A 19676-nucleotide genomic window follows, 5' to 3' on the forward strand; every position below is an offset into this window, starting at 1 on the left:
TTCCTTTTGCGTTTAGTGGTTATATTTAATTGAGTTTCCAATTACTGCTTTCGGACTGTAAGTTCATCATATGAACAAATATTCCGTTCAATTTTTTAAGGCTTTCTGCTGTACCTTCTTCTGCAACAACACCGTCTGACAAAACTACAATTTTGTCTGCACCTGCAACTGTTCTCATTCTGTGTGCAATTACAATTACGGTCTTATTTTTGATAAGTTTTGAAAGAGCTGTTTGAATAAGAGTTTCGTTTTCTACATCAAGTGATGCTGTAGCTTCATCAAGGAGGATAATCGGAGCGTCTTTAAGAAATGCTCGTGCAATTGAAACACGCTGTCTTTCACCGCCTGAGAGCTGACAGCCGTTTTCACCAATGTCGGTATTATAACCGTTGGGAAGTTTAGAAACAAATTCATCGCAGTTTGCAAGTTTTGCGGCAAGGAGAACTTCCTCATCTGTAGCGTCCTTTTTGCCGAGTCTGATGTTTTCCATAATCGTATTGTTGAAGAGAGTTACATCTTGGAAAACGATTGAATAAAGTGATAACAAAGTTTCGGGTTCAATCTTGGAAATATCCATACCGCCCACGGTGATTTTGCCCTTGTTAATATCCCAGAATCTTGCGGCAAGTCTTGATACGGTAGTTTTACCGCCGCCTGATGGGCCGATAAGTGCGGTAACTTCGCCTTGCTTAGCTGTGAACGAAACATCCTTGAGAACATTATCTTTGTTGTTGTATGAGAATTCTACATTCTTAAATTTAACATCATAGCCTTTATTTGTAAGCCTTGTGTTGCCTGTCTGAACATCATGATCAAGAATTTCGTTCATTCTCGCAACATTCGTGTTTGTGCTGATGATTGCGGCAAGGTTCTGTAAAGCAGACTGCATTGGATCATAGAGTCTTGATACAACAAGCAAAAACATAAAGAATGTAAGTACATCAAGCTGTCCGTTTACGAGCAAAATTGAGCCGACAAGTGCTGTTGTGGCAATGCCGAGTTTGAGGACAAGTCCTGCAGATACAACAAATGTTGATGTGCCGAATTCGTTGATTATTGAGCGTTTTTCTACATTGTCTATCTTTGTGTCAAGGCCTGCCATATATGACTGTTCGGCGTTATTTGCCTTTAAGTCCTGAATTGTTTCGATACATTCCTGAATTCCGTCTGCACAAACCATTTTAGCATCCATTGACTTGCGGTTTAAACTCTTCTGAACTTTTGATGACAAGCCGATTATCGCAAATGCAACCGGAAGAACCCAAAGAGAAGCAATTGCCATTCTCCAATCAAAAAAGAAAAGGCTGATTGCGATTACTACGGTTGAAATCATAGCTCCGATAAACGGCGGGATGAAATGAGAAAATGCTGTTTCAAGGTATGTACAGTCTGCCATAATTGTGCTTGTGAGGTCGGCAAGGTCTTTTTTGCCAAAGAATGACAGAGGGATTTTCCTTAACTTTTCAGCAAGCGTAATTCTTCTTGTGCCTGTTTCTACATATGTTGCAAGAAAGGTTGAATTGTACTGCCAATATGTTACTGCAAAAATCAGAGCAAGTGCTATGATACATCCCACAATGTAGAACCATATTTTTTCGGGTTTTATGCCGCCGTTTAGCAAATCATTTACGAAAAAGTAAAGTAAACCTACAGGAAACATAAATGAAATGTTCTGTACAGCACAGGCGATTATACCTTGAATAAGGTCTTTTGCGCCTCTTTCCGAAAGAGCAAATTTATGCTGAAGTTTTTTAATCATCATTTACCCTCCTTTGAAATTTTCCAGTTTACTGATAAAACATAGTTTTTCATCATTTTTGCATATATGCCGCCTTTTGCAACGAGTTCGTCATTTGTACCTGATTCGGCAATCTTGCCGTTTTCAAGAAGATAGATTTTATCGGCATTTGCAATGGTGGAAAGTCTGTGTGCAATCATAATAACTGTTTTATCCTTTGCAAGTTCATTGATTGCCTGCTGAACTTTAGCTTCGTTATCGGGGTCTGCAAAAGCGGTAGCTTCATCAAGAATAAGAATAGGAGCATTTTTGAGAATAGCTCTTGCAATGCTGATTCTCTGTTGTTCACCGCCTGAAAGGTATGTGCCGTGTGTTCCGATTACTGTGTTGATACCTTCGGGGAATTTCTTAATTATGTCATCACATTGTGCTTTGTGAATAGCTTGAAGTACTTCTTCATTTGTAGCGTCAGGTCTTGCCATTTTGACATTATCAAGAATTGTGCCTTTTATTAATCGGCTGTTCTGGAAAACAAATGATACTGTATTCATCAAAACGGTTTTGTCAATGTTCTGGACATTTACACCGCCGATAAACACCTCTCCCTCATCTGCATCAAAAAATCTGCTTATGAGGTTTGCAAGCGTGGTTTTACCGCCGCCGGACTGTCCGACAAATGCAACTGTTTCATTTGGCTTAATTGAAAGCGATATATTGTCAATTGCTTTTTTTGTTTTATTTCCCTTATCGTAGCTGTAAGAAACCGATTTTAGAACAACGGAATTATCTTTAGGTGTTTTTACATCTGTGCTTTCAAGCGGTTCAAGATTAAGGATTGAGTCAATTCTCTTGAGTGCGTCTGTAACAAGCATTGTGTTCTCACTCTGGAACATTATTTTTGTCATTGTAACGGTTAATACAGGAGTTATGATAATATAGAACAAGATGCTGAGAATTAAATCGGTTGTTACTCCGCCTGAAGTAAACCACATACCTGCAACAAGGATAAATGCAAAAATTCCGTTAATAAGCATTGTAAGAATACACATTGGCTTTCTCATACTCTCGGTATAAGAAATTGCCCATGTGCTGTAGTTGTCAATAGACTTTTTGAAACGGTGAAATGAAAAAACAGACTGACCGAAAGTTTTTACTACAGGAATACCTCTTACATACTCAACAGCTTCATTTGACATATCTTCAAGAGCATTCTGATATTCTTCCATTTTAGTTTTAAGTGTAGGCCCTGTCATCTGTGTGAACATAATAACAAAACTCAGCAAAATAGGAATTAAGCAGAAAAGACCGAATCTCCAATCAAAGAAAAACAGCATAAACAGAAGTCCGATAGGTGTTATGTATGCGGTTACCATATCGGGCAGCTGATGAGCAAGGTATGTTTCAGTTGATTCTGAACATTCGTTGACCGTTTTTCGTACTTTACCGCTTCCAAGAGCTTCAAGAGTTCCGAGGGGTAACTTAATGATGTGGTGCATCATATCTTTTCGCAGATTTGTCTGAACCCGAAAAGCTGCTTTGTGCGAACATAAAAGTCCTGCAACATAGATTAAAAATGCGGCAGCGGCAAATATTACTGCCATCCATCCGTTGTGTACAAGACTTGTTGCCTTTGAAAAGTCAGGTATTACTTCAAGTACTTCTTTGATAATCTTCCAAAGATAATAGAAAGGAGCAAGTGCAAACACAGCACTGCTTCCCGAGAGAATCCAGGAAGCATAAGTAAAGTATTTGTGATTTCCTGCGTAGGACATAAGTCTTGATAAATTTGATTGCTTTTTCAAGAATAGACCTCCTCCAAGTGGATAATTTATATCTGATACGAAAACGCTGCAGTCATTTTCTGTTATCATTCAAATTCAGGTTAGCTATCGCTAACTGCTGTTCAAAAATAATAGGGCTTAATCCTGCCCCATTATTTTCATCCAACCTGCCGTGTAGAATTCACGCATTTCATCAAGGTAAAGTTTTGCGTCCTCAATCGGCATTTCGTGGATTATAAGTTCAAAATAGGTATTGAACATACCCGTAATAATCATATGCTCAAGTTTAGTATCAATTTTTGGTGACGGTTTTCCGAGCCTTTTAAGCACATTCAAATATTTATGAGTAGCCTCAGCCTCGATTTCAACCATTTCATCTATCATATGAGAAAACTTTGTGCCCTCTGATTTTAATAAAATCAGCTTAAAAACATCAAGATTATCATAACAATACAAAAGTCCGTCATACATACAATTACCTGATATGCTCGCCATATTGTCAGGTTGTGATTCTTCAGGAAGACTTGCAAATTCATCTTGTGCGGCTTTGTACATCTCGATAATTTTATCGTATTGCTTCCCTACAATTGCCTCAAAAAGTCCCTCTTTGTCGCCAAATCTGGTATAGATTGAACCTGTTGTTGTGTGTGCTTCAGTAGCAATTGTTCGCAGTGAGGCATCGACATAGCCTTTGTTCAGAAATTCTTTTGTGGCACAGGCTATTATGTTTTCGTAAACGCCCTCAATTTGCTTTGCCAAATGAAACACTCCTTAGTTTATCTTAACATTTTGAACATTCCCGGACCATCCCAGTAGCACGGTCTTTGTTCAAATCCAAATTTTTCATAAAAAGCAACAGCTTCTTTAGAACTGATAAGTTCAAGGCTTACTGCCCAATTTTTAGGCATAGAATTGCGTATGTAATCTTCAAGAAATTGCATTAACGCTTTTCCTACACCCTTACTCTGATATTCTGGAATAACGGCATAGTCTTTTATATAGAATGACATACCGCCGTCGCCGATAATTCTAACCATTCCGACAGGTTTGTCACCGTCATATGCAACAAATTTTGCATATGAATTATTTAAGGCGGTTTCGATTTGGTCAATGCAAGGCGACTCCCAACCTACCGACCTGTACAAACTTTCAAAAAGTTTTGGCGTAAGAGTTTCGAATGAAATTGTGTAAGCTGCCTTGTTTTCAGTCACAGTAGTCACCTCTAATTCATAACATTGTTATGTAACGCTGTTATGATTATATAATTAAAATACTCGCTTGTCAACATTTATCAGCAAAAAATAAAAGCACCGCAGAAAAAAATCTACGGTGCAATTTAAAGATTCGGTTAAAAATCAGTTTTCTCTTCCGAGAAGGTAGTCAACAGACACTTCAAGAATATCGGCAAGTGCAACAAGCTCAACATCTGTTACGAAACGAATCTGACCTTCAAGCTTTGAAAGTCCTGATGCGTTCATATCGACGCCGTTAACCTGTAATTGAGCAAGAAGCTCCTTTTGCTTCATACCTTTCTGCTTTCTTACAGCCTCAACCCTGCTTCCTACGAGGTTTCTGTCTCCAAGTTCCTGTTTTCTTAATCTCATTTTTACTCTCTCCCAAATCGTTTTAATTCTTTTTTAAAATTCTTTAAAAACATTGTGATGTTATTATAATACTAAAAAGGAAAAAAAACAAGGGTTTTTTGTAAATAAATTTAAAAAAATGAAATTTTTTCATAAATTTGGTTACAAATTGAAATATAGTAGTTATAATGCACTTATAAATAGGCGTACTTTTAATAATATTATACAATTAGCACAACGCATAATTCCGACTGAGAAAGAATAATTTTCCTTAATTTCCTGAATAGAATTAATATTTATGAAATGGTTCTATATCAGAAATAACAATTACAAAATATTACAAACAAGAAATCTAAGTTTCAAAAAGAAAAAGCCCTTAATAAAAAGAGCGTTTTAATCTTATTTTTAATTTATTTATGCTTTAAAAGTACCGTTTTCAATGTCTGTAATCATTGACACACGGTTTTCGTGTCTGCCGCCTTCATAAGGTGTGTTAAGGAAGATGTCAGCAAATTTAACAGCATCTTCTTCGCTTGTAACTCTGCCGCCCATACAAAGGATATTTGCGTTATTGTGTCTGCGAGTCATTTCAGCACAAAATTCGTTTGAAACAACTGCGGCTCTGATTCCCTTTACCTTGTTTGCGGCAATTGAGATACCGATGCCTGTACCGCAACAGAGAATGCCTGTTGAGCATTCGCCCGAGGTGATTGCAGTTGCTACCTTGTAGGCGTAAACCGGATAATCAACGCTTTCTTCGCTGAAAGTGCCGTACTCTTTGTATTCAAGTCCTTTTTCATCCAGATATTTTTTGATTGCGCAGATAAGGTTATATCCGCCGTGGTCGCATCCGAGTGCTATCATTTTGTTCTACCTCCAAGTTTTTTATTAAGCTCACGCTGTGCCTGAGGCAAGCGGAGATATACCGGCATAAGCTCTTGTGCCGAAACGGTTTTTCCGTTATTAATCATTTTAAATGCTACAAGTGCAGTTGAAGACGCTCTCTGATATTTAAGATTTACGGGAGCAGACTCTGCATTTTTAATTTCATTACCGATGTATTTACAGGTAATATCGGTACCGTCACCTGCTATGATGATTCTTCCGTCAACAGACAGCAGTTCGTTTTTTAAGTCATCAAGCGATAATGCTCTGTCATCACAAAGTCGGGTAACAACTCCGTTTTTAATTTCAAACAGTGCATTGTATACCTGTGAACAGCGTGCGTCCATTACGGCACATACAATACAGTCGGTTGAAAGGAAATTATAAGCCATACTCTCAAGTGTTGAAACCGAAACACACGGTATATTATTTGCAAAAGCAAGACCTTTTACTGCCGCAACACCGATTCTTACTCCCGTGAATGAACCCGGACCTGCGTTGACTGCAATTGCATCAATATCTGATATTTCCGTTTTTGTATTGTTCAAAAGATGTTCAACCATAGGGATGAGCGTCTGACTGTGGGTAAGACTTGTGTTTATGAAAGTTTCACCGATCAGCTTGCCCTCTTCTGAAAGTGCAACAGATGCGGCTGTTGCAGATGTGTCAACAGACAGAATTTTCAAATTTCAACACCTTCAATTTCAAAGATTCTTTCGTCATCGCTCTCCCCTTTTTCAATCGTTATTCTGATTGCATTTTCGGGAAGTGCGCCTTCTATATTTTCACTCCACTCAATTACGAGAATGCCGTTGTCAATGTAGTCAAAAAATCCAGTTGAGTACAAATCATCCCATGAATTAACCCTGTACATATCAAAATGATAGATATTGTACTTTCCGTTGTATTCGTTTACAAGGGCGAAAGTAGGGCTTGACACACCGTCATCAACACCGAGGGCTCTTGCCAGTCCTCTTGTAAAGGCGGTTTTGCCCATACCGAGTCCGCCGAAAAGGGCTATTACTTCTGTACCGTGGAGCTTTTTTGCAATTTTTTCGCCGATTTGCTCAGTTTCATCGGCGCTGTGAGAAATCAATTTAATCATATCAGAAAAGTCCGCTGATTTTGCCGTTTTTGTCAATATTAATTTTTTCTGCGGCAGGAACTTTCGGGAGTCCCGGCATTGTCATAATATTGCCTGTATAAATTACTGCAAAACCTGCACCGTTTGAAATTGTTACATCTCTTACTGTGATTTCAAAATCCTTTGGAGCACCGAGTTTTGTAGGATCATCTGAAAGCGAATACTGTGTTTTTGCCACACATATGGGAAGTTTGTCTCCGCCGAGTGCCGCAACTTCCTTGATTGCTTTTTCTGCGGCTGTTGTGTAGTTTACCTTTGACGCACCGTAGATTTCTTTTGCAATCTTTTCAACTTTTTTCTTGAGTGTGAGGTCGAGTGAATAGAGCGGTTTAAATGCAGACGGCTTTTCACAAGCCTCCACTACCTTATTTGCAAGCTCTACGCCGCCTTCTCCGCCTTTTCCGAATACATTTGAAAGGGCAAAGTCTGCACCTTTTGAAATACAATATTCTTCAATGTATTTGAGTTCTTCATCTGTATCTGTACCGAACTGATTAATCGCTACAACTACAGGAACATTGTACTTTCTCATATTGTCAATGTGAACACCGAGGTTTACAATGCCTTTTTTGAGTGCCTCAATGTTTTCATTTGAAACCTCTGACTTTGGAACGCCGCCGTTGTATTTTAATGCACGGCATGTTGCCACGATCACAATTGCCGACGGAGCAATGCCGGCATATCTGCACTTGATGTCAAGAAACTTCTCAGCACCGAGATCCGAGCCGAAACCTGCCTCTGTAATACAGTAATCGGCAAGCTTTAATGCAAGCTTTGTTGCTCTTATGCTGTTACAGCCGTGAGCGATATTTGCAAAAGGTCCGCCGTGCATAATTGCAGGAGTACCCTCAAGCGTCTGAACAAGGTTAGGTTTGATTGCATCCTTGAGAAGTGCAGTCATTGCTCCCTCTGCTTTCAAATCTTTGGCATAAACGGGTTCACCGCTGTATGTGTATGCAACAAGAATGTTGCCGAGTCTTTCTTTAAGGTCGGAGATATCATTTGCAAGACAGAGAATTGCCATAACTTCCGATGCAACTGTAATGATGAAGTGATCTTCCCTCGGAACACCGTTCACCTTACCGCCAAGACCGATTGTGATATTTCTTAATGCACGGTCATTCATATCAAGACAACGCTTGAAGAGAATTCTTCTCGGATCAATGCCGAGTGTGTTGCCCTGCTGAATGTGGTTGTCAAGCATTGCGCAACAAAGGTTGTTGGCTGCTGTAATTGCGTGCATATCACCTGTGAAATGAAGGTTGATGTCCTCCATCGGAAGAACCTGTGCATAACCGCCGCCTGCGGCACCGCCTTTAATTCCGAATACAGGACCAAGCGACGGTTCACGGAGTGCGATGATTGCCTTTTTACCGATTTTAGCCATTGCCTGACCAAGACCTGCAGAAGTGGTGGTTTTGCCCTCGCCTGCCGGTGTTGGGTTGATTGCTGTCACGAGGATGAGCTTTCCGTCAGGATTGTCCTTTACACGGTCTGCAAGTTCATCAGAAAGTTTTGCTTTGTACTTTCCGTAAAACTCAAGCTCATCAGCAGAAATCCCAAGCTGATTTGCAATTTCTGCAATAGGCTTTAATTCTGCACTCTGAGCAATTTCGATATCAGATAACATAATATACCTCCGAATCAAATTCATGTTTTTATTATTATAACAAAATGCGAAACTTGTATTATTCTGTATTGAAATTATACTTGATATTGAGAGCGTAATTTAATATAATTATAGGGTAAAATTAATTTCAAAGGTTGTTTTGGGTGAAAAAAGTTATTACTAATATTTATGAATATTTCAGACAGTGTGACGCAGTGTTGTGGCTGTTGACCTTGACCGCTGTTGCGTACAGTTTTCTTTTGATTGCGAGTATGCAACGATCGGGCGAATACAGTTATCTAAGAACTCAGATTATCGCTGTGTCTGTCGGCCTTGCGGCATCGGTGTTTATATCAATTGCCGATTACAGATTTCTTATACGAAAATGGTACATTGCCGCAATAGTGGGAATTGTTCTTGCCGGACTTGTGTTTGTGTTCGGAGTTCAGGTTAGCGGAACAGATGATACGGCATGGATTAATCTTCCGGGCGGATTTTCAATTCAGCCGTCTGAGTTTATAAAAATCTGTTTTATCATAACTTTTTCAAAGCATTTGTCGTGGCTGAGAGAAAGGAAAATGATTGAAAAGTTTTCGGGAGTACTTTTCCTTGCACTTCATGCAATGATACCAATGGCAATTATTCATATTCAGGGTGATGACGGTACAGTTCTTATATTTGCACTTATGTTTTTGGTTATGACATTTGCGGCAGGTGTTCAACTGAGATATTTTGTCATTTTCGGAGGATTGCTTGTGTGTGCAATTCCGATTATATGGAATGTGTTTATGAATGAAGAACATCGCAACAGGGTTCTTGCTTTGTTTGACCTTGACGGGAATGCACTTACAAATTACGGTTGGCAACAGTATCAGGGTAAGGTTTCAATTGCAAGCGGCGAAGCTTTCGGAAGCGGACTTTTTAACGGACAGCGTGTTGAACATTCAATCGTCCCCGAACAGGAAAACGATTTTATCTTTACCGTTGCAGGAGAGGAACTCGGATTTGTCGGATGCATGGCGCTTTTGCTGATTTTGTTTTTTATTATATTAAAAGTGATTTTGAATGCAAAAAATTCAAGTGAATTTGAAGGCAAGTATATCTGCTACGGTGTGTTTTCAATGATAGCGTCGCAAACAATTGTAAATATAGGAATGGTGCTTGGATTTCTTCCCGTAGTCGGAATAACCCTTCCCTTGTTCAGTTCGGGAGGTACTTCGGCTTTGAGTACGCTCATTAGTCTTGGTCTTGTACAGAGCGTGAGATATCACAATACTGACGATATGAACAAGGCTTTTGTAAGGCGAGGCAGTTCAAATCGAATCAGAATGTAATTAAATACAAATAAACTAAACCGCAGACATCAAAATGCCTGCGGTTTTTATGGGTTATTTTTCGCTGATTGTGATATTAGCCTTGTAGCTTCCGCTTACCCAACAGGTGTCAGTACCGCTGAGTTTGAAAGTAACAGGCATCTGAACCGAGCCTACTGTTCCGCTCTGATCCGAGGTGTCAATTACGCCTTCAATATCTGAGCTTTTAAGGCTTTTAAGTTCCTTTTCACTGCCGATAACGGTAACATTCATACTTGTCTGTGTTACATCGGCTTTGTATTTTGAAGAAAGACCGCTTACTTTAAATGAATCAACGGTAAAGGTTTTCTTGGACAGACCGCTGAGGTCAAGTACAAGCTTTGCGGAGGTTGAGTTACTGATATTTTTGCAGTCACTCGGAATGTTTATCCCCTGCGTATCGTACTCATAACGCTTGTTTGAAAGTGTTGCAAAATCGATTGACTCAAGCTTTACGCTGTCAGTCTTGTCAAGCACTTCTTTTGGACCTGCAAGCAGAATATTTGAAGGCTCAACCGTAAGCATATCATCGTTTAAATCAAGACCTTTGGGTTTGTTAATAAACTCAGGAATTACATTTACCGTCTTTTCGGGAAGAACGGAAATTGTAGCCTCAACATCCGTAAACTCCATTGTAAGAAGCTCGGTGGAGATTTTATTTCCTGCTTTATCATAAAGCACAATATTTGCGGTCGTTGTGGTCGGCGCATTTAGTGTACTGTCAAGTTCTGCCGATGCCGAAACCTTTGCAATTTTGGCAATCTCTGTTTGAGGTCCTGAGATTGTGATATTCTTTGATGCAAGAGAAGTTGACGCATAGTACCCGTCGGCAACCTTGTAAACAACATTTTCCTGAATCGGAAAACTTGTTTCACGCTGATAATCAACAATTACATTGACATTTGACGGCGTAACGGTTGAGATAATCTGAAAGTTGGCACTCGGGTTGGCTTTTACGGCTGAAAGCGAAAGCTGATAAGTTCCTGCCGAGTCAATTCCGTTTGTAGCACCTGTAACAGTAATATCCTTTGTTCCGATAGAACCGAGAACGGCTCTGCTGCCTGTTACGGTTACCGTGGCAGTCTGCTCCGCATCACGGAATACCTGCAACCCGTTGTTATCGAGCTGGTCAGGCAATTCAATCTGAATGGGAATATTGCTTATTGTTACGGTTGTATCATTTGTTGTACCCATACTCATATAAACCCATGTTATTGTTGAGATTACAAGGGCGAGTATAATCAGAAATTTGTTATTCTGAAACAGTTTGTTGAGAGAGAGTTTTTTCTTTTTCATTTTTCAGCCTTCTCTCTTTTTGAACTTTTCGGGTTCTTCTGAAAAAACTTTTTGGGCGGTTCATCATCGTCATAGCCACGATCATAGATGAGAAACTGTTCAAGCTTTTTGATTAGTTCTTCTCTTGTAAACTCACGGAGCAAAATACCGTTTACCGCAAGAGAAATTACACCTGTTTCTTCACTTACTATAAGGACAACAGCGTCGCTTTGTTCACTGATACCGAGTCCTGCTCTGTGTCGTGTACCGAGATTGATATCTACATTACGGTTTGATGTGAGCGGTAAAATACATCCTGCTGCAAAAAGTTTTCCGTCACGGATAATGCTTGCACCGTCATGCAATGGTGCTTTGTTAAAAAATATATTGCCGAACAGAGCTACTGATGTTTCGGCATCAATAATTGTGCCTGTAGCGGCTATATCGGAAAGCATGGTTTCTCGTTCAAACACAAGCAAAGCACCTGTTTTTGAACGAGAGAAAAGAACTGCTGTGTCAGCCGCATCTACGATTGACTTTTCTACAGCCTTTTTCCATTCATCACCTTTGTGGTGCTTAGTAAATATTTTTATATATTTTTTATAGGTGTTGTTGCGTCCCATCTGTTCAAGAGCCTTTCTGATTTCCGGCTGAAAGATGATAGCAATAACAACAACTGCTGCCTCGAAAAATGTTCGCAACAGGGATGAAAGCATAACAAGACCAAACAGAGATGAAAGAAAATACACTACCAGTAGCATAATTACACCTTTGAGAAGCTGAACTGCTCTTGTTTCCTGAATAAGCTTGAACAGTCCGAAAATCAACAGTGCAATTGCAAGAATATCGACAATATCTCTTAGCTGTATAGTCTTGATAATGGAAAGAATGCTGTTAAATATTTCCAATCTGCTTTCCCCTTCCTTTATTTTTAAATTCCTCGTTATTATTCTAACATACTTTTGTTATTAATTGCAACCTTTTTAAATTGTTTTTTTCTGTTTATTGTTCTTAGAAATACGACTTACGGCATTTGCAAAATATACAACATCATTTTTTGTTGTAAATGCCGATACAACAGCTCTTACGGTTCCTGTATCCTGAGTGCCGAAGCTTTTGTGTGCAAGGGGCGCACAATGGAGTCCTGCTCTTACGGCAATGTTGTAGCTGTCATTAAGAATTTTTGCAACTGTTTCACTTTCGGTATTTTTAATATTAAAGGAAATTACAGGAACGCTGTGACTTTTCTCAGGCATTTTGGTGTATAATATTACATTTTCCGCTTTTTCAAGTCTTTTGTATAGCATTTGTGCAAGACTTAACTCGGAATTATATATTTTGTCTGTTTTTTTGTTCAGGACAAACTTTATTCCTGCATTAAGCCCTGCTATTCCCGGAAGATTCGGTGTTCCGCTTTCGTACTTGTCGGGGAGAATTTCAGGCTGATTGAGGTTTGCGGAATCACTTCCAGTTCCTCCCTGAATAAGACTGTCCGGAGTTGTTTCGCTGTTTATAATAAGCAAGCCTGTTCCCATCGGTCCGTAAAGCCCTTTGTGACCTGCGGTGCAGAGAAAATCAATGCAACTGTCAGAAAGGTTTATATCTGCTGTTCCTGCACTTTGTGCGGCATCTACACAAAAAAGGATGCCGTTTAATCTGCAAAGAGCGCCTATTCTTTCTATCGGAAGTTTGATGCCGAATACATTTGAAGCATGGGTACAGATTACAAGTTTTGTGTTAGATTTGAATTGTTTTCTGAAATTCTCGATTGTTTGTTCATCATCATAAGGGACACATTCGGCAACAGAGTATTCAATCTTATTTTTCTTGAGTGTTTCAAGCGGTCTGACGACAGCATTATGCTCAAGTGATGAAATTACGGCATGGTCGCCCTGTTTTAATATGCCTTTAATAACTGTGTTCAAAGCCGTTGTGCAGTTAAGCGTGAATATTATATTTTCGGGATTTTCCGAGCCAAAAAGTTTTGCGGCATTATCTCGGCAGGAATACATTATTTCAGATGATTTTACCGACATTCTGTGACCGCTTCTTCCCGGATTTGCTCCGTAGTCGGACATAGCTTCGTTAATCGCTTTTCTTACGGATAAGGGTTTCGGAAAGGTGGTTGCACCGTTGTCAAAATATATCATAAGGTATCAACAGCGGCTGTTCCTTTGACAGCAATACCGTTACTCCTGATAATTTCCAATGCCCTTTCAAAATTTCCCGGGACATAAAGGCTGTATCCGCATGATTTTCGATTGAGGTGTATAGGAGTTCTTACAAGCCCTGATTTAATATTGTTTTTTAAAAGTAGGTTACGGCTCTTCATGGCAAGAGTTACCGAGCCGAATATTATTAAATTATTTTCCATAACTTCCACCCTTTGTTAAATCTTTGTGACATCTCAAAACAATATATCACACTACATATTATGAAAGTAGTCAAAGTTTGGACATAAAAGAAAGCACGGCTTTTATGCCGTGCTTAAAGGTGTTGTTTTTCAGTTCATTTTTTCAGAAAGAAGGTTGCCCATGTTGTACATACCTGCTTTCTGATCTTTAAGAAATACTGCCGCATTAACAGCACCGACAGCGAAAACTTCTTTTGACTGAGCCTGATGAGAGATTGTTACAACCTCATCGTGACCTGCAAAGATAACTTCGTGTTCGCCTACAATTGTGCCGCCTCTTACGGAATGAATACCGATTTCGTTCTTTGAACGCTTTCTGCGGTAGCTGTGTCTGTCATAGACATACTGCGGATCTTCGTCAAGCTGTTCCGAAATTCCGTCTGCAATCATAAGAGCTGTTCCGCTCGGAGCGTCGAGCTTGAGATTATGATGCTTTTCAACGATTTCAATATCGAACTGGTTTCCGAGAATTTTTGCAGCCTCTTTTGAAAGCTCAATAAGAAGATTGATGCCGAGTGACATATTACCTGAATAGAAAACAGGAATTGTCTTTGCCACATCTTCGATTTTTGCAATCTGATCTTTAGAAAAGCCTGTTGTGCAGATAACACAAGGTACTTTGTTATCAACTGCATACGAAAGCATACCGTCAAGAGCTGCAGGATTTGAAAAATCAATGATTACATCAGGTGTTTCGGTTGCCTCGTCAAAAGTCTTGAAAACATCAAAATCATAATTACTTTCACCGAATGCGTCAACACCGAACAAAACATTGCAATCCTCACGGCTCTGAACAGCCTGTGCCACAAAGCAGCCCATTTTACCGTTACAACCGACTATTGCTGTATTTACCATTTTTATTCCCCTTTAAACTTCTTAATTTCAAACGAATCAAAGGTTGATTATTTAACCTTCTTGCTTAAAAGGTCATACTTCTCCATGCAATCCTTGAGGTCATGGTAACCCTGAACGCTCATGGGTACGAGCGGAAGTCTGCATTCGCCTGCTTCATAGCCGAAGAGGTTCATGGCAGTCTTTACGGGGATCGGGTTAACATCGCTGAAGAGTATATGCATAAGCTCAAGATAGTGGAAGTTAAGCTTCTGTGCCTCTGCAAAGTCATTGTCAAGACAAAGCTGACAGATGTCATGCATTTCCTTGGGGCAGATGTTTGCGAATACAGAGATAACACCGAGAGCGCCGAGTGACATGAAAGGAACAGTCTGGTCATCGTTACCTGAGTAGATGTCAAGATTGTCACCGCAAAGTGAACGGATGAGAGCAACCTGAGAGATGTCGCCGCTTGCCTCTTTTGCGGCAACGATGTTAGGATGCTTGCAAAGCTCCTGATAAGTCTTTGGCTTGATGTTACAGCCGGTTCTTGAAGGAACATTGTAAAGAATAATCGGAATATCAACCGAATCTGCAACAACGTTGAAGTGTCTTACAAGGCCCTGCTGAGATGTTTTATTGTAGTAAGGAGTTACGCAGAGAAGTGCGTCAACGCCTGTGCTTGCGGCAGATTTTGAGAGCATAACGGCTGTTGAGGTATCGTTACTGCCTGTACCTGCAATAACAGGAATTCTGCCGTTTGTCTTTTCTGCAACGAAAGAAATTGTTTCGCAATGCTCTTTTTCCGAAAGAGTTGCCGCCTCACCTGTTGTACCGCATACAATAATTGCATCAGTACCGTTTTGAACATGAAATTCTACGAGATCGCCGAGAACATCGTAGTTTACGCTTCCGTCAGACTTCATAGGAGTGATAAGTGCAACACCTGAGCCTGTAAAAATGTGGTTAGACATAATTTACCTCCGTAAGTAATCAGTCCATGTAGCCCTCAGCACAAAGGAGCTCTGCAAGAAGAACTGCACCGCCTGCTGCGCCTCTTAATGTGTTGTGTGACATACAAACGAACTTGTAATCATATTGAGTATCAGGTCTTAATCTGCCAACCGATACTGCCATACCGTTCTCAAGATTTCTTTCAGATTTAATCTGCGGACGGTCGGGTTCTGTGAAGTAGTGGAGAAAATGCTTTGGCGCACTCGGAAGATCAAGCTCCTGTGCTCTGCCGCTGTAGTTTGACCAAATGTCAATAATTTCTTCGACAGTAGGTTTCTTTACGCCGTCCTTAAATGACATAAATACAGCTGCTGTGTGACCGTCAGATACGGGAACACGGATGCACTGTGATGTGATTGAAATATCATCGGTTTTAACAATCTTGTCGCCTTCAATCTTACCCCAGATTTTAAGCGGCTCCTGCTCTGACTTCTCTTCCTCACCGCCGATGTAAGGAATAACATTATCTACCATTTCAGGCCATGTCTTAAATGTTTTGCCTGCGCCTGAAATTGCCTGATATGTGCAGGCAAGAACCTTGTCAACACCGAGTGCCTTTAAAGGATGAATTGCAGGAACATAGCTCTGAAGTGAGCAATTGGACTTAACTGCAACAAAGCCTCTTTTTGTGCCGAGACGCTTTCTCTGAGCGTCAATAATCTTAATGTGATCGGCGTTAATTTCAGGAATAACCATAGGAACATCATCTGTAAAACGATGAGCGCTGTTGTTTGATACGATAGGACATTCAGCCTTTGCATATCTGTCTTCGAGATCACGGATTTCATCCTTCTTCATATTAACTGCGCAGAAACAGAAATCAACCTGTGATGCAACCTCTTCAACATTTTCAGCGTCAACAATAACCATATCCTTGTACTTCTCCGGAAGAGGAGTAGTCATATGCCATCTGCCTTCAACTGTTTCACCGTATGTTTTGCCTGCACTTCTCTTACTTGCGGCAAGAACAGTAACCTCAAACCACGGGTGATTCTCAAGAAGAAGTGTAAAACGCTGACCTACCATACCGGTAGCGCCGATAATACCGACTTTATACTTTTTCATAATAATTCCTCCGAATTAAACAAATTTTAAAAAAGCGGTTGCCTTATTCAAACAAATATTATATTATATGAAGAGATGTCTGAAAACACGACTGTTTGTCGATTATGCAAACTGCTCATAATAAGATAATATATCATTTTAAAAGGGTAATGTCAATTATTTTGAGAATTTTACAGGACAAATACTTGTGTTTTACAAAGATTTTTGACAGAACAGCTTTTAAAAAGCAATTTTAGTTCTTGAAAGGAAATAAAATGAAGACGAGTGATTTTTATTACGATTTGCCTAAAGAGCTTATCGCACAGACTCCGCTTGAACCGAGAGACAGTTCAAGATTGCTTGTGCTTGACAGAGAAAAACAAACTCTGGAGCATAAACATTTTTATGACATTATTGATTATCTTAACGAGGGTGACCTTCTTGTTGCCAACGATTCAAGAGTTTTGCCTGCAAGAATTTACGGTATCAAAGACGAAACAGGTGCAAAAGTTGAATTTCTGCTTCTGAAACAAATTGCAAACAATCGTTGGGAAACACTATGCAAACCCGGTAAAAAAGCAAGAGTAGGCACAAAATTTTCGTTTGGTAACGGGATTTTGCGTGCAACAGTTGTTGATGTTAAGGATGACGGCAACAGAATAGTTGATTTTGATTGCGAAGAGAATTTCTTTACCACTCTTGACAAAATCGGTCAAATGCCTCTTCCCCCTTATATTACTGCCGAGCTTAAAGACAAGGAACGCTATCAGACGGTTTACAGCCATGAACTCGGTTCTGCGGCAGCTCCGACGGCAGGACTTCACTTTACAACCGAGCTTATGGACAGAATCAAGGCTAAGGGTGTAAAGATTGCGTATGTTACACTTCATGTGGGACTCGGTACATTCAGACCCGTTAAGGTTGATGATGTTACAAAGCATAAAATGCACAGCGAGCATTATGAAGTCCCCGAAGAAACCGCAAAGCTCATAAATGAAACTAAGAAAAACGGCGGACGGGTTATTGCAGTCGGCACAACATCCTGCAGAACGCTTGAAAGTGTTGCGGCAATGTACGGAGAAATCAAACCCTGTGAGGGATTTACGGATATTTTTATTTATCCCGGATTTGAATTTAAGGTGCTGGACGGGCTTATTACTAACTTTCATCTTCCCGAAAGTACACTCATTATGCTTGTATCCGCTTTTGCGGGATATGATTTTATTATGAATGCATACAAAGAAGCTGTAAAGGAAAAGTACAGATTCTTCTCTTTCGGTGACGCTATGTTCATATCATAGGAGGATTTTACGGATTTATGTTTAAGGTAATTAAAAAGGAAGGCAGCGCAAGACGAGGCGAATTCGTTACGGTTCACGGTACGGTTCAGACTCCTGCCTTTATGAATGTTGCAACATGCGGTGCAATCAAGGGTGCTGTTTCTGCGCTTGATTTAAAGAATATAAAATGTCAGGTTCAGCTTTGCAACACCTATCATCTGCATCTTCGTCCGGGTGATGAAAAGGTTAAGCAAATGGGCGGACTTCACAAATTTACAAGGTGGAATGGTCCTATCCTTACCGACAGCGGCGGATTTCAGGTGTTCTCTCTTGCAAAGTTGAGAAATATTAAAGAAGAAGGCGTTTACTTCAATTCTCACATTGACGGTCGCAAAATTTTTATGGGGCCTGAGGAGAGTATGAGAATTCAGTCAAATCTTGCATCTACAATTGCGATGGCATTTGACGAATGCGTTGAAAACCCTTCTCCATATGAATATACAAAAAACAGCGTTGAAAGAACCACAAGATGGCTTAAAAGATGCGTTACAGAGATGAAAAGGCTCAACAGTCTTGATGATACAATAAATAAAAACCAGATGCTGTTCGGCATAAATCAGGGCGGTATCTATGACGATTTGCGCGTCAATCATATGAAAGAAATTGCAGAGCTTAATCTTGACGGCTATGCAATCGGAGGTCTTGCCGTGGGTGAGCCTGCAGAAACGATGTACCATATCATTGAAGAGGTTGAGCCGTTTGCTCCGAAAGATAAAATCAGATATCTTATGGGAGTCGGAACTCCAGTGAATATTCTTGAAAGCGTTGCAAGAGGTGTTGATCTTTTTGACTGTGTTATGCCGAGCAGAAACGCAAGACACGGTCAGCTCTTCACTTGGGACGGAGTGCGTAACATCAATAATGCAAAATATGAAACAGATGAATCTCCGATTGATGAGCATTGTGACTGCCCTGTTTGCCGAAACTTTTCAAGGGCATACATAAGACATCTTCTCAAGAGCGGTGAGATGCTCGGAATGCGACTTGCTGTTTTGCACAACCTCTATTTTTACAATAATCTTATGGAAGTTATCAGAACTCAGCTTGATAACGGTACATATATGGAATTTTACGAGAAATATCGCAACATTTTAGGCGTGCGTATCTAATATTTTTTCAAAACAGAAAAAATACTTGCAAGATGTGATTAAAACTGATATAATCAATACATTGTATGAAAGGAATGACGAAAATGACAAACTTTTTACCTGTAGTTGCAGAAGCAAGTGCAAGCGGCGGAAGCGGAAATCAGTCATCAAGTATGATTTTTATGGTCCTCTTCTATGTTGCTATTTTTGCAGCTCTCTATTTCTTCCTCATCAGACCTAACTCAAAGAAGAAAAAAGAAGAAGCTCAGCTTCGTAACTCTCTTGAGATCGGTGATGAAATTACAACAATCGGCGGAATTATGGGCAGAGTAGTTGCCATTAAGGACGACGAAGACGCTATCATCATTGAAACAGGCTCTGACAGAGTTAAGATGAAGTTTAAAAAGTGGTGTATTTCTACTGTTGACACAGTTAAGGAACAGTCACAGCAGGCAGGTCAGCCTGAAAAGAAAGGCTTCTTCGGTTTTGGCAAGAAGAAAGATTCTGACGAAACTAAAGCTACAAAAGAATAACTTTTTGAATGAAAGTTCTTTCCCCCGAACCCCCGAATATATTTGT

Annotated in this window: 20 protein-coding genes; 4 read left to right on the forward strand and 16 right to left on the reverse strand. The window is 40.0% G+C overall.

The genetic code is table 11. The features are described 5' to 3' along the window. Nucleotides 1-25: 25 nt before the first annotated feature. The 9 genes from WMO31_RS03280 to WMO31_RS03320 all read right to left on the reverse strand — a co-directional run bounded on the left by WMO31_RS03280 (nucleotide 26) and on the right by WMO31_RS03320 (nucleotide 8761). Nucleotides 26-1759, reverse strand: a complete 1734-nt coding sequence (locus WMO31_RS03280) for an ABC transporter ATP-binding protein (RefSeq protein WP_015523853.1) — start codon at nucleotides 1757-1759, stop codon at nucleotides 26-28. After that, nucleotides 1759-3540: an ABC transporter ATP-binding protein gene (locus tag WMO31_RS03285; RefSeq protein WP_101105999.1), complete on the reverse strand. Its 1782-nt coding sequence runs from the start codon at nucleotides 3538-3540 to the stop codon at nucleotides 1759-1761. Before WMO31_RS03285 ends, WMO31_RS03280 begins: the two co-directional genes overlap by 1 nt. A 117-nt stretch (nucleotides 3541-3657) precedes the next feature. After that, the gene (locus WMO31_RS03290) at nucleotides 3658-4278 is read right to left on the reverse strand and encodes a TetR/AcrR family transcriptional regulator (protein ID WP_295183098.1); all 621 of its coding nucleotides are present in this window, start codon (nucleotides 4276-4278) and stop codon (nucleotides 3658-3660) included. Nucleotides 4279-4295: 17 nt separating this feature from the next. Further along, complete coding sequence (locus tag WMO31_RS03295; RefSeq protein WP_242956434.1) at nucleotides 4296-4730, reverse strand: GNAT family N-acetyltransferase; 435 nt, start codon at nucleotides 4728-4730, stop codon at nucleotides 4296-4298. A gap of 144 nt (nucleotides 4731-4874) precedes the next feature. After that, nucleotides 4875-5123 carry a helix-turn-helix domain-containing protein gene (locus WMO31_RS03300; RefSeq protein WP_015523855.1) on the reverse strand — a complete coding sequence of 83 codons (249 nt, stop codon included), beginning with the start codon at nucleotides 5121-5123 and terminating at the stop codon, nucleotides 4875-4877. A 393-nt stretch (nucleotides 5124-5516) separates the two neighbouring features. After that, on the reverse strand, nucleotides 5517-5966 hold the full coding sequence (gene rpiB, locus WMO31_RS03305; RefSeq protein WP_021882811.1) for a ribose 5-phosphate isomerase B: 450 nt from the start codon (nucleotides 5964-5966) through the stop codon (nucleotides 5517-5519). Further along, nucleotides 5963-6673 (reverse strand): tRNA (adenosine(37)-N6)-threonylcarbamoyltransferase complex dimerization subunit type 1 TsaB, encoded by a 711-nt coding sequence (gene tsaB, locus WMO31_RS03310; RefSeq protein ID WP_367999193.1) that lies wholly within the window; start codon nucleotides 6671-6673, stop codon nucleotides 5963-5965. The genes rpiB and tsaB overlap by 4 nt, the downstream gene beginning before the upstream one ends. Further along, entirely contained in the window at nucleotides 6670-7092 is a 423-nt protein-coding gene (gene tsaE / locus WMO31_RS03315; protein WP_367999194.1) for a tRNA (adenosine(37)-N6)-threonylcarbamoyltransferase complex ATPase subunit type 1 TsaE, read from the reverse strand. The genes tsaB and tsaE overlap by 4 nt, the downstream gene beginning before the upstream one ends. Nucleotide 7093: 1 nt before the next feature. Then, nucleotides 7094-8761: a formate--tetrahydrofolate ligase gene (locus tag WMO31_RS03320; protein WP_367999195.1), complete on the reverse strand. Its 1668-nt coding sequence runs from the start codon at nucleotides 8759-8761 to the stop codon at nucleotides 7094-7096. 143 nt (nucleotides 8762-8904) lie between these two features. Between WMO31_RS03320 and WMO31_RS03325 the strand changes: the two genes are divergently transcribed. After that, nucleotides 8905-10074 (forward strand): FtsW/RodA/SpoVE family cell cycle protein, encoded by a 1170-nt coding sequence (locus WMO31_RS03325; RefSeq protein ID WP_117949691.1) that lies wholly within the window; start codon nucleotides 8905-8907, stop codon nucleotides 10072-10074. A 54-nt stretch (nucleotides 10075-10128) separates the two neighbouring features. Here WMO31_RS03325 and WMO31_RS03330 read toward each other — a convergent pair whose 3' ends face one another. From WMO31_RS03330 to asd, 7 genes are all read right to left on the reverse strand, one after another. After that, entirely contained in the window at nucleotides 10129-11388 is a 1260-nt protein-coding gene (locus WMO31_RS03330) for a CdaR family protein (RefSeq protein WP_117949689.1), read from the reverse strand. Next, nucleotides 11385-12275, reverse strand: a complete 891-nt coding sequence (cdaA, locus tag WMO31_RS03335) for a diadenylate cyclase CdaA (RefSeq protein WP_181979472.1) — start codon at nucleotides 12273-12275, stop codon at nucleotides 11385-11387. The genes WMO31_RS03330 and cdaA overlap by 4 nt, the downstream gene beginning before the upstream one ends. Before the next feature lie 75 nt (nucleotides 12276-12350). Then, nucleotides 12351-13517: an aminotransferase class V-fold PLP-dependent enzyme gene (locus WMO31_RS03340; protein ID WP_117949687.1), complete on the reverse strand. Its 1167-nt coding sequence runs from the start codon at nucleotides 13515-13517 to the stop codon at nucleotides 12351-12353. Continuing rightward, on the reverse strand, nucleotides 13514-13741 hold the full coding sequence (locus WMO31_RS03345) for a putative Se/S carrier protein (RefSeq protein WP_021882819.1): 228 nt from the start codon (nucleotides 13739-13741) through the stop codon (nucleotides 13514-13516). The genes WMO31_RS03340 and WMO31_RS03345 overlap by 4 nt, the downstream gene beginning before the upstream one ends. 129 nt (nucleotides 13742-13870) lie before the next feature. Next, nucleotides 13871-14635, reverse strand: coding sequence for a 4-hydroxy-tetrahydrodipicolinate reductase (gene dapB, locus WMO31_RS03350; RefSeq protein WP_117949685.1), 765 nt, complete (start codon nucleotides 14633-14635; stop codon nucleotides 13871-13873). Nucleotides 14636-14682: 47 nt separating this feature from the next. Further along, complete coding sequence (dapA, locus tag WMO31_RS03355) at nucleotides 14683-15585, reverse strand: 4-hydroxy-tetrahydrodipicolinate synthase (RefSeq protein WP_015523863.1); 903 nt, start codon at nucleotides 15583-15585, stop codon at nucleotides 14683-14685. A gap of 19 nt (nucleotides 15586-15604) precedes the next feature. Continuing rightward, nucleotides 15605-16690, reverse strand: coding sequence for an aspartate-semialdehyde dehydrogenase (gene asd, locus WMO31_RS03360; protein WP_021882821.1), 1086 nt, complete (start codon nucleotides 16688-16690; stop codon nucleotides 15605-15607). A gap of 254 nt (nucleotides 16691-16944) precedes the next feature. Between asd and queA the strand changes: the two genes are divergently transcribed. The 3 genes from queA (at nucleotide 16945) to yajC (ending at nucleotide 19630) form a co-directional block, all read left to right on the forward strand. Further along, on the forward strand, nucleotides 16945-17970 hold the full coding sequence (gene queA, locus WMO31_RS03365; protein ID WP_303676129.1) for a tRNA preQ1(34) S-adenosylmethionine ribosyltransferase-isomerase QueA: 1026 nt from the start codon (nucleotides 16945-16947) through the stop codon (nucleotides 17968-17970). Nucleotides 17971-17987: 17 nt separating this feature from the next. Next, the gene (gene tgt, locus WMO31_RS03370; protein ID WP_015523866.1) at nucleotides 17988-19118 is read left to right on the forward strand and encodes a tRNA guanosine(34) transglycosylase Tgt; all 1131 of its coding nucleotides are present in this window, start codon (nucleotides 17988-17990) and stop codon (nucleotides 19116-19118) included. A gap of 83 nt (nucleotides 19119-19201) precedes the next feature. Next, nucleotides 19202-19630 carry a preprotein translocase subunit YajC gene (gene yajC, locus WMO31_RS03375; RefSeq protein WP_367999196.1) on the forward strand — a complete coding sequence of 143 codons (429 nt, stop codon included), beginning with the start codon at nucleotides 19202-19204 and terminating at the stop codon, nucleotides 19628-19630. The last annotated feature ends 46 nt before the right edge of the window (nucleotides 19631-19676 follow it).

This window comes from Ruminococcoides intestinale, from assembly GCF_040095935.1.
Lineage (GTDB): Bacteria > Bacillota > Clostridia > Oscillospirales > Acutalibacteraceae > Ruminococcoides > Ruminococcoides intestinale.